Consider the following 8535-nt stretch of genomic DNA (forward strand, 5'->3'; position numbering starts at 1 on the left):
AAAGCGAAACGTAACAAGGCCGTCTGAAAATATATGGAGCAACACTTATTTATTTTTCGCTCTCATACGCTTCGATTTCGCCGACTTTAGGCGCATAGCCGCTGCTTTTGTCGTGGCGTAAGTCCAACCAGATATCGACCAATGCCCAAGCGGCAGGCACGGCAATCACGTTTTGCCCCATACATAAAACCTGCGCATCATAGTTTTCCACCGAGCCGCGGAGGGTGAGCAAATCGTGCGCTGTCGCTGCCCGTATGCCGCGCACTTTATTGGCGGCGATTGCCGTGCCCACGCCGGTACCGCAAATCAACAGCGCGCGGTCGGCGCGCCCTGCTGCGACTTCTTCGGCTGCGGCAAACGAGAGTTGCGGATAGCTTCCTTCGGGTGAAGATAAATCGACCAAGTTGCTGACGCGCGGGTCGTTTTGCAGATGCGTTTTGAGTGCGTCTTTCAATATTGCGCCGTTGGCCGGCGCGGCAATAACCAAACGCATAAAAACTCCTTGAAGAATACAATAAACATTGTTTAGCATACGCCCGCGCGTGATACGATTCAAGCTTGCAACGCAGAGAGCACGGCATGAGCAAAACCTACTTCACATCAGACCTACATTTTTCACATAAAAATATTGCCAAATTCTGCCCGCAATTTCGACCGTTCGATAACGTGGAGCAGATGGATGAATTTTTAATCCAAACGTGGAATGAAACCGTTAAGCCTGAAGATACGGTGTACAACCTGGGCGATTTTTCCTTTGCCCAAGACCACAAGCAGATAGAGCGCGTTTTGTCGCGGTTGAACGGGCAACATCACTTGATTTACGGCAATCATGATCATGTGATTCGGCAGCATGCCGATTTTTTCCGCAGCCAGACCAAGCATGACGGCCATCCGCTGCTGTCGTCCATACGGCCGTATTTGAAACTCAAATTGCCGGAAATTAAGAATACGCTGGTTCTTTTTCACTATCCGATTCAGGAGTGGGACGGCTGCTATCAGGGCTGGTATCACTTGTACGGCCATTTGCATGACAGGGTGGCGGCAATCAAAGGGCGTGCTTTAAATGTCGGATTTGATTTGCACGGCCGCTTTTTGACGGCGCAAGATGTCGATAAGTTTTTGTGTGATTTGCCTAAAATTTCGTATTTTGGCGAAGCAGGGTTGAAGGTCAACTCGCTGGAAGAAGCGGCAGAGCTGGTGTCTCGGAAACTGGCGCAGTTAAATCAGGTATAATTTCAGACGGCCTTTGCGGATTTCCGGCAAAGGCCGTCTGAATATCAATTTCCCATTTTTGAGTGATACATGGAAAACCTTTTGGCTTACTTACTACAAAAAATCAGCCTCCCCAATCAATCCGGCAAGGACAAGTCATGAGCGGTAAGCCTTTGAAGTATCCCGTATCCGCTTTGGTTGTTTTGCATGATAAAGACGGCAATATCCTGCTGATTGAACGCACGGCGCCGCAAGGTTTTTGGCAGTCGGTTACCGGCAGCTTGGAAGAGGGCGAGCGTATCGAAGAAACCGCATGGCGCGAAGTGTGGGAAGAAACCGGTATCCGCCTTGCAGACGGCCAGCTGGAAAACTGGCACGACAGCACCGTTTATGAAATCTATCATCACTGGCGCCATCGCTATCCCAAAGGCGTTTTTGAAAACCGCGAACACATCTTCTCCGCCCAAATTCCGCGTGATACGCCCATCATGCTGCAACCGGACGAACACGTTGCCTACGGTTGGTTTAGTGCGGAAGAAGCGGCGGAAAAAGTGTTTTCCCCTTCCAATAAACGCGCAATTTTAGAACTGGTCAAAAGGCTGAATGCCAAAAAGGCCGTCTGAATACGACAGTTTCACATTTTCAGACGGCCTTGGGTTTGTTATACTTTCGCCGTTTGACTCTCTTTAAAATCAAAGGAAACCATCATGGCAGACTTCAACAAAATCCTGACCCCGGGCGATGTGGACGGCGGCATCATCAACGTTGTCAACGAAATCCCTGCGGGCAGCAACCACAAAATCGAATGGAACCGCAAATTAGCCGCGTTCCAACTCGACCGCGTTGAACCGGCAATTTTCGCCAAACCGACCAACTACGGCTTCATTCCGCAAACTTTGGACGAAGACGGCGACGAATTGGACGTATTGCTGGTGACCGAGCAGTCTTTGGTAACCGGTATTTTTCTGGAAGCACGCGTTATCGGCGTGATGAAATTCGTTGACGACGGCGAAGTGGACGACAAAATTGTCTGCGTTCCAGCCGACGACCGCAACAACGGCAACGCTTACAAAACTTTGGCTGATTTGCCGAAACAACTGATCAAACAAATCGAGTTCCACTTCAACCACTACAAAGACCTGAAAAAAGCAGGTACCACTAAAGTTGAATCCTGGGGCGATGTAGAAGAAGCGAAACAAGTCATCAAAGAATCTATCGAACGTTGGAACAAACAAGCCTAATCGGTTTGTCCCGTCCAATATCAAGGCCGTCTGAAAGCAAAGTTCAGACGGCCTTTTTATATATCAACCGAAGGACAGGCTTGGAAGACGAATAATCGTTTTGTGCGTAACCGGTTGCCCCAACGGTTGCGGCCGCGTCATGCTGGCGGAAATAGGTTTGGTCGGCAAAGCCATCGGCCGCTACAACCTTTACGCAGGCGGCAACTGCGAAGGCCCCCGCATTCCGCGCCTGTTTAAAGAAAACATTACCGAACCTGAAATCCTTGAAATTGTCGAAGGCTGGGTGGCAGATTGGTCTTGAAACCGTTTGGATGGGGAAGGTTTTGGAGATTTTGCCATCCGTACAGGTATCGTCAAACCCGTATTGGACGCTCCGCGAGACTTTTGGGCATAACGCATACAGGTAGAGCCAACAAGTCTGTCATCAGAAAACAGAGAGAAAAGTAAAAGCTATACTCTGCGAAGCAGGAAAAATTCATGAATGTTCAGGATATATTAGTACTGGCATTAGTTCGAGAAGTAGTCGTGTAACATATTTATATTGTATCGTTATTATCTCTAAAAAATAAATTCTTTGAAAGTCATAAAAGTAATTGTTGAAGATACAAAAAAAGTAATTTATAATCAGCAGACTAGAAATAAAAAGGTACTTAAAATATGAGAAAATTACTTCCTGTATCATTTGCTGTACTTGCTCTATTTTCTGCTGGTTGTGAAGCCAATAATCATGAAAAAAAAGCACAAATTCAACACTCTAACTTGAAAGATAGAAAGAATATGATTAACTTAAATCTGATGTTAAATGAAATTCTAAAAAACCGTATTACAGATATTGCAAGTCAGCGTGCAGATGTTAGTAATATTGTTTCACAATATCTTCATTCGGGACTAACTAAAAATGAAATTATCAATTTAATTACTAATGAGTTTGAGGTTCTGGAAAATTCAGATGATAATTTACTTATTCATTATCAAAGAGGCGAAGGTTATTTAGGTAATAGACGTGATTTATACATTAGCCTGTTTTTTAATAAAAGTGGGCAATTACTAAAAAATGTTTCTTATCTAGATAAGAGCAATAATCTATAAAACTACAAGGAAATTGATCATGTCAGAGAAAATAGAAGTTGGTTATAGAAAGCTTGGTAGTTTGGGATACGATTATCATCATATGTTTCTGCTTTATACTGATAAAACGGGGAAGCAGTATACCATTAGTGGTTGGACAGATGAAGAAAATACAAACCCAAATTTACCCCTTGGTAATATAAGAGTCATTGCGGGTATGCCATATGATAGCAATAACCCAGATTCTTCTACTAGACACCCAGGACAAAAACAATACCGTGAGTTAATCACGGAAGCGTCTGATTTATCTGGGAAATGGGCAGAAATGGTGAGGAATGCCCAAAGCAAAGACAATATTTATCCTTATGATTTTTTGCGTCAGAACTCCAATACTATTGCAGCTACCGTATTACGTGAAGCTAGGCTTAAAGAACCTGAAAAAGATGGTTATGGTTTGGGTGATCATCTTGCTCCTGGTTCTGAAAATAAATTGAATAAAAATCTTGTCCCTAAAGATCCTAACAAAGCAGGGGTTTTAGACCTTTTGGATTTGAGTGCACAAAATAATCAAACAGATAATCTTCAATATGCCGAGCAATCTGCAGCCGATAAACTCCAAGCTCTAATTCAAGGCTTTAAGCATGACAAAGATGGTACGTTCACAGCCAAAGCATTAGCTGACAATGCTGATGTGGTGGCAAATTTTAGAGATGAGTTGCGAGAGACCTTAAAACAAAATCAGGCTCAAGAAGTTGCTCAAAATACTCCGCAAGTTCAAGAAGAGCGCAGCTATGGCGGTCGATCGTTTGGTTAAATCCTTCCCATATTTAAAGAATGCTGATGGCACGTTTTTTCCTTATTCTTTCAATAGATAGTTACGCATGAATAATAACGAACTTGAGCAAGCACATAATCTTTTGCTTGAAACCGCCGAGGTAATGACACAATTTAGGCAAAGTACCCATCAGATTGTCCAAAATCTTGAAGATAAATTGGATAAATCACTTTACGATCAACGCAAAATGATTACAGAGATGGTGCGTGCGGAAGTGACGAAAGAAATGTCAAATTCGGTGGCAGGTTATGTGCGAGATATGGAAAAGGCACGCAACCAAATGGCTGATCAAGTACGTGAATTCAATGCATACTTGAATAAGGTAAATGAAGAAAATCAGAAGATTTCTTCGCATTTGGTATGGATTATTTCGCTTGCAATGGCAACATTGGTTATTGGCGGATTGGCATTATCTTTTTTCTATGTCATGTTGATTGATCAAAAACGACAGGATGCAGATATGGTCGGTCGTATCAATCGAGCCAATATCGTGCGATGCGGCGATGAACTTTGTGCTAAGACAGGTAAAAGCGTAGAAAATGGCTATCGGGTTATTCAGAATAGATAGCTGAGAAAACCAAAAGGCCGTCTGAAAATCTGATTTTCAGACGGCCTTTTATATTGAGAGCGTTTATATCAAAGATGGAATATAAACCGAATCAGCGACGGCGGCCAAAGCCCCGACCCATGCTTGGTCGGCGGTAGTTGGAAGGCTGGCGCGCGGTTTCGCGGTAACGCTGTTGCTGTTGAGCGTTTTGTTGTTGCGCATTTTGCTGTTGGGCACGCAGGGTGCGCGTATTCAGTTGTTGGCTGGTGCGTCCGTTTGGACGTGCGGTTTGATAATAGTTGGCACGGGCTTGACGGGCAATCGGGCTGTTTTGATTGCGTGCCTGTGTGAATTTGTTCGCCAATGCGTTGCCGATAAATGCACCGGCTGCCGCACCCACCAAGCTTTGCAGCAGCCAGCTGCCGGTGGATTGGTCGTAGATGTATTGTTGGCCGTCTGTACCGGTTACCGGTTGGCCGTTGTTGCCGTTGGCTTGTGCTTCGGCAGGAATGGTGTCTTTCACAGCTTCGGGCGTGAGCTGGTAAACCGTATTGTCTTCTTGTTGGCCGTTTTGTTGTGCCAACTGTTGTTGCAATGCTTCGATTTGTTTTTGTTGCTGTTCAAGTTGCGCCTGGGTATTGTCTTTGCAGGCAGCGAGGGCAAAAGTGGAAAGGGCGGCTAAGGCAATCAGTTTTTTCATTGTTTTTCCTGAGAGAGGTTTGTCTTTGCCGAGATTTCGGCGGAGTGTGTTTGCCTAATATTAAACCATTCCCCTGTTTTTCAAGTGGTTTTACAAAATAATATTGGAAAGTTGCGCTGCAAATGCACGGCTGTTGGCAGCCAGATTGCCCAGTGCAGGCATTTCGTGTTCGGTTTCGATAATCAACAGGTTGGCAGGGCGGCGGGTGTGCAGAGACATTTGCATTTCAGCGGGAGAGAAGGGCATGTGATGACGTTTGGCGAAAGCTTCGGCGCGTTTGTTGGCGGTTTTGAGCATAGGCAGCAGGGTAATATCCAAATGGAAACGGCGTACGCCTAGAACCAAAATGCGTGCTGCGAAGAAATCCGCTTCATCAGTAAAAACGTTAGGGCTGCTTTGATTGAAGTTGTGGCGCTCTGCGGCAATCAAAGTCGCGATGGTGCGCACTTGCGGAATCAGGGCTTCGCTGATGAGGCTGTCAGGCGAATCAGGCAAAGTGTGCATGTTGAGCATGCTGTGGTGGCTGTTGCTGTCAACGACCATGCGGCAGGTGTGTAACATTTGGGTTTGGCTGTGGATTTTAGTTGAGGCAGTCATGGCTGTATTCCTTATTTCTTAAAAATGGGTGGATTTAAGCGGCCATGATGGGTATAAAAAAAGCCGCTCAAATGAGGCGGCTCTAATTTGCGTATTTTCAACTTGGTCTGTTTCAGACAAGCGCAAAAAAGTACCGCACGTTTGTGTGGTACCAATAGAAGAAAGTAGCAGAGCGTTGCGCGGTTTGCATGATGAAAATACGTCTTTAATGTATAAAAGAATGGAACGTAGTTTAAAACAAGAATGCCAGTAATTTCAATATCCAATCGACAAAACCCACTAATAAATCTACAAGTTGTTGTAATCCTTCCAATTTATTTTCTTTCGAGTGAGTCAAATTTGCACAATTATAATGCAAAACCGGGTGAATTGATAACAATCCGAGCAGGCTCTTTAAACAGGCCGTCTGAAAAAAGGAAAGAATGCTTGGTTTTAATTTAAGATGATTTCGTTATATTCGGGAAGGTATTAGGCCGTCTGAACATGCTCGTTCAGACGGCCTTAGATTTAATAGAAACGAGATTTTCAGTTTCCGCTGGAGAGTTTCATCACTACGACGCCGGAGATGATGAGAAATGCGCCGAGTCAGCGGCCGAAGTTGGCGGCATCGTTGAAAAATACAACGCCTACCAAAAATGCCCCTGCCGCGCCTATGCCTGTCCAGACGGCGTAGGCTATACCCATCGGAATACTTTTTTGGGCAAGGTAAAGGAGGTATCCGCTGCCGACGATGCAGGCAAGCGCGGCGGCAAAGCCATGCCAGCGGTAGCCTTCCTGTGGTGCCAGCTTTAAACCCAATGGCCAGCCGATTTCCATCATCCCGGCTAAGATTAAATAAAACTAACTCATAATATGTCCTGATAGTGTGTTAAGGTTTCAGACGGCCTTGAAAAGATTGTTTTCTTCCGAGAGTTCAACGCGTTGTCCGATATCTTTTAGATTGGAGTATTGTTCGATCAAGCTCGGTACATCGTCCAAGCTCATTGCAAACATCCATAAATAAGTGCTGACGGAATAGATATGGCCGGCGCTGCCATAGCCTTTAAGCGTCATGTGTATAAAGGCGAAGCCGAACAATACGCTCATCGCCATGCCGATACTGAGATAGCCTAAGGCTTCACGGTTGGAAATCAGCACGCGTAGTTTGGCAACCCAGCCATAGTGGCGGTAGAGCTGATGCTCGTTGCCGTCACTGATAAGGTGGTTGTCGCGTTCAAACCGGTTGTTTAAACGGAAATATAGGTTTTCGCTGATGGCGGCAAAACGCGGCAGCAACCATAAAAACAGGGCAAGTATCGCGACAGCCAATACGCCCACCCAAAATTCCAATATCAGCAACATCATACATGCACCGAAGATGGAAACCAGCGAAGTAGCAGCGATGGGCAGGTGTTCTTCAAAAAAACTGACAAACTCACGCGATAGGGCAACGCGTGCGGTAATGGCGGAATGCGGTACTTCTCGTTTGCGCTGTTCCAAAACGACCGGGACGGCGATTTCGGTATAGATTTTGGTAAACGTACGCGTATCGTCTGCTCGGCGGGCGGCTCCGATTATCCACATTAATAAAACCACCACACCATACAACATTGCCTGCCAGACGTTGCCTTCCATAACGGCATTAATCGCCCAGCCGCCAAACACGGGATATACCAGCAAGAGTAGATTATCCAAGCCGACGAGAGAGAAGGTTGTGATGAGTTTGCGGTGGTGTGTTTGACCGATGTGTTTCAACATTTTCCACATGGCTGCCCTCCTTATTTAGTATTGAGGGTTTGCGCCATTAATTCGGCCAACGCGTCCAAATCAGCAAACAGTCGGGCTGCACGTTTTTCACCGAAGGCGGTAAAAATTCGTTTGCTGAATTCCTGCATGTTTTGCACCAATGGTGCGGCGGATTCCTTGCCTTGTTCGGTCAGCGACAATAAGCGTTCGCGTTTGTCTTGTTCGCTTTCGTGAAATGTCAGCAAGCCTTGTTCCGCCAACGTTTTGCATGTGCCGGAAACGGTTTGCTTGGGCAGGCTCCATTCTTCGCCTATGTATTTTTGAGTGCGGCTGCCTTCGGTGGCTAAGGTATAGAGAACGGCAAAGGTATTGTAGTTGGTGTTTTGCTGTTTAATCCATTGGTCGAATGCGCTGTCTATGTGGCTGATGCGCATACCGAGTTGGTCAAGTTGATTCATAAATTGGTCTCGATATTGACTAATTGGATGCGGATTATAGTCATATTTAGGACTAATTGCAAATAGAAGGCCGTCTGAAACAATCATTTTCAGACGGCCTTGAAACCGTTAAAATAATTAATGTAGAAACGATATATTCAAACTACGATAAA

General features: G+C 45.4%; 12 protein-coding genes and 1 pseudogene. 7 read left to right on the forward strand and 6 right to left on the reverse strand.

The features are described 5' to 3' along the window. Window positions 1-49 precede the first annotated feature (49 nt). The gene (locus tag O3660_RS11320; RefSeq protein WP_049351409.1) at window positions 50-493 is read right to left on the reverse strand and encodes an RpiB/LacA/LacB family sugar-phosphate isomerase; all 444 of its coding nucleotides are present in this window, start codon (window positions 491-493) and stop codon (window positions 50-52) included. A gap of 86 nt (window positions 494-579) precedes the next feature. Between O3660_RS11320 and O3660_RS11325 the strand changes: the two genes are divergently transcribed. From O3660_RS11325 to O3660_RS11355, 7 genes and pseudogenes are all read left to right on the forward strand, one after another. Beyond that, the gene (locus O3660_RS11325) at window positions 580-1233 is read left to right on the forward strand and encodes a metallophosphoesterase (protein WP_049351408.1); all 654 of its coding nucleotides are present in this window, start codon (window positions 580-582) and stop codon (window positions 1231-1233) included. A 137-nt stretch (window positions 1234-1370) separates the two neighbouring features. Next, on the forward strand, window positions 1371-1835 hold the full coding sequence (nudB, locus tag O3660_RS11330; protein WP_003685636.1) for a dihydroneopterin triphosphate diphosphatase: 465 nt from the start codon (window positions 1371-1373) through the stop codon (window positions 1833-1835). 84 nt (window positions 1836-1919) lie between these two features. Beyond that, window positions 1920-2453, forward strand: a complete 534-nt coding sequence (locus O3660_RS11335) for an inorganic diphosphatase (RefSeq protein ID WP_049351407.1) — start codon at window positions 1920-1922, stop codon at window positions 2451-2453. A gap of 94 nt (window positions 2454-2547) precedes the next feature. After that, window positions 2548-2847, forward strand: a pseudogene (locus O3660_RS11340) (sulfite reductase subunit beta); the annotation flags it as partial. A gap of 263 nt (window positions 2848-3110) precedes the next feature. Continuing rightward, on the forward strand, window positions 3111-3542 hold the full coding sequence (locus O3660_RS11345) for a hypothetical protein (RefSeq protein ID WP_371464991.1): 432 nt from the start codon (window positions 3111-3113) through the stop codon (window positions 3540-3542). A gap of 19 nt (window positions 3543-3561) precedes the next feature. Further along, window positions 3562-4335, forward strand: a complete 774-nt coding sequence (locus O3660_RS11350) for a hypothetical protein (protein WP_049351406.1) — start codon at window positions 3562-3564, stop codon at window positions 4333-4335. A gap of 67 nt (window positions 4336-4402) precedes the next feature. Further along, entirely contained in the window at window positions 4403-4924 is a 522-nt protein-coding gene (locus O3660_RS11355; RefSeq protein ID WP_049351405.1) for a hypothetical protein, read from the forward strand. A gap of 91 nt (window positions 4925-5015) precedes the next feature. Here the strand turns inward: O3660_RS11355 and O3660_RS11360 are convergent, their stop codons facing one another. The 5 genes from O3660_RS11360 to O3660_RS11380 form a co-directional block, all read right to left on the reverse strand. After that, the gene (locus O3660_RS11360) at window positions 5016-5603 is read right to left on the reverse strand and encodes a hypothetical protein (RefSeq protein ID WP_049351404.1); all 588 of its coding nucleotides are present in this window, start codon (window positions 5601-5603) and stop codon (window positions 5016-5018) included. A 90-nt stretch (window positions 5604-5693) separates the two neighbouring features. Further along, window positions 5694-6200 carry a hypothetical protein gene (locus O3660_RS11365; RefSeq protein WP_371464992.1) on the reverse strand — a complete coding sequence of 169 codons (507 nt, stop codon included), beginning with the start codon at window positions 6198-6200 and terminating at the stop codon, window positions 5694-5696. 585 nt (window positions 6201-6785) lie between these two features. Next, the gene (locus O3660_RS11370; protein WP_318250488.1) at window positions 6786-7031 is read right to left on the reverse strand and encodes an SMR family transporter; all 246 of its coding nucleotides are present in this window, start codon (window positions 7029-7031) and stop codon (window positions 6786-6788) included. Window positions 7032-7076: 45 nt separating this feature from the next. After that, window positions 7077-7946 (reverse strand): ABC transporter six-transmembrane domain-containing protein, encoded by an 870-nt coding sequence (locus O3660_RS11375; RefSeq protein WP_049351402.1) that lies wholly within the window; start codon window positions 7944-7946, stop codon window positions 7077-7079. Between the two features lie 11 nt (window positions 7947-7957). Next, complete coding sequence (locus tag O3660_RS11380) at window positions 7958-8383, reverse strand: MarR family winged helix-turn-helix transcriptional regulator (RefSeq protein WP_003685715.1); 426 nt, start codon at window positions 8381-8383, stop codon at window positions 7958-7960. Window positions 8384-8535 lie beyond the last annotated feature (152 nt).

The organism is Neisseria sp. 27098_8_139, from assembly GCF_041433195.1.
Taxonomy (GTDB): domain Bacteria; phylum Pseudomonadota; class Gammaproteobacteria; order Burkholderiales; family Neisseriaceae; genus Neisseria; species Neisseria subflava.

What these genes read in the sequence shown, in the direction of transcription:
- O3660_RS11350 (WP_049351406.1), top strand. Translation starts at nt 3,562, where the DNA reads ATGTCAGAGAAAATAGAAGTTGGTTATAGAAAGCTTGGTAGTTTGGGA.
- O3660_RS11365 (WP_371464992.1), bottom strand. Translation starts at nt 6,200, where the DNA reads ATGACTGCCTCAACTAAAATCCACAGCCAAACCCAAATGTTACACACC.
- nudB (WP_003685636.1), top strand. Translation starts at nt 1,371, where the DNA reads ATGAGCGGTAAGCCTTTGAAGTATCCCGTATCCGCTTTGGTTGTTTTG.
- O3660_RS11335 (WP_049351407.1), top strand. Translation starts at nt 1,920, where the DNA reads ATGGCAGACTTCAACAAAATCCTGACCCCGGGCGATGTGGACGGCGGC.
- O3660_RS11355 (WP_049351405.1), top strand. Translation starts at nt 4,403, where the DNA reads ATGAATAATAACGAACTTGAGCAAGCACATAATCTTTTGCTTGAAACC.
- O3660_RS11380 (WP_003685715.1), bottom strand. Translation starts at nt 8,383, where the DNA reads ATGAATCAACTTGACCAACTCGGTATGCGCATCAGCCACATAGACAGC.
- O3660_RS11375 (WP_049351402.1), bottom strand. Translation starts at nt 7,946, where the DNA reads ATGTGGAAAATGTTGAAACACATCGGTCAAACACACCACCGCAAACTC.
- O3660_RS11320 (WP_049351409.1), bottom strand. Translation starts at nt 493, where the DNA reads ATGCGTTTGGTTATTGCCGCGCCGGCCAACGGCGCAATATTGAAAGAC.
- O3660_RS11360 (WP_049351404.1), bottom strand. Translation starts at nt 5,603, where the DNA reads ATGAAAAAACTGATTGCCTTAGCCGCCCTTTCCACTTTTGCCCTCGCT.
- O3660_RS11345 (WP_371464991.1), top strand. Translation starts at nt 3,111, where the DNA reads ATGAGAAAATTACTTCCTGTATCATTTGCTGTACTTGCTCTATTTTCT.
- O3660_RS11325 (WP_049351408.1), top strand. Translation starts at nt 580, where the DNA reads ATGAGCAAAACCTACTTCACATCAGACCTACATTTTTCACATAAAAAT.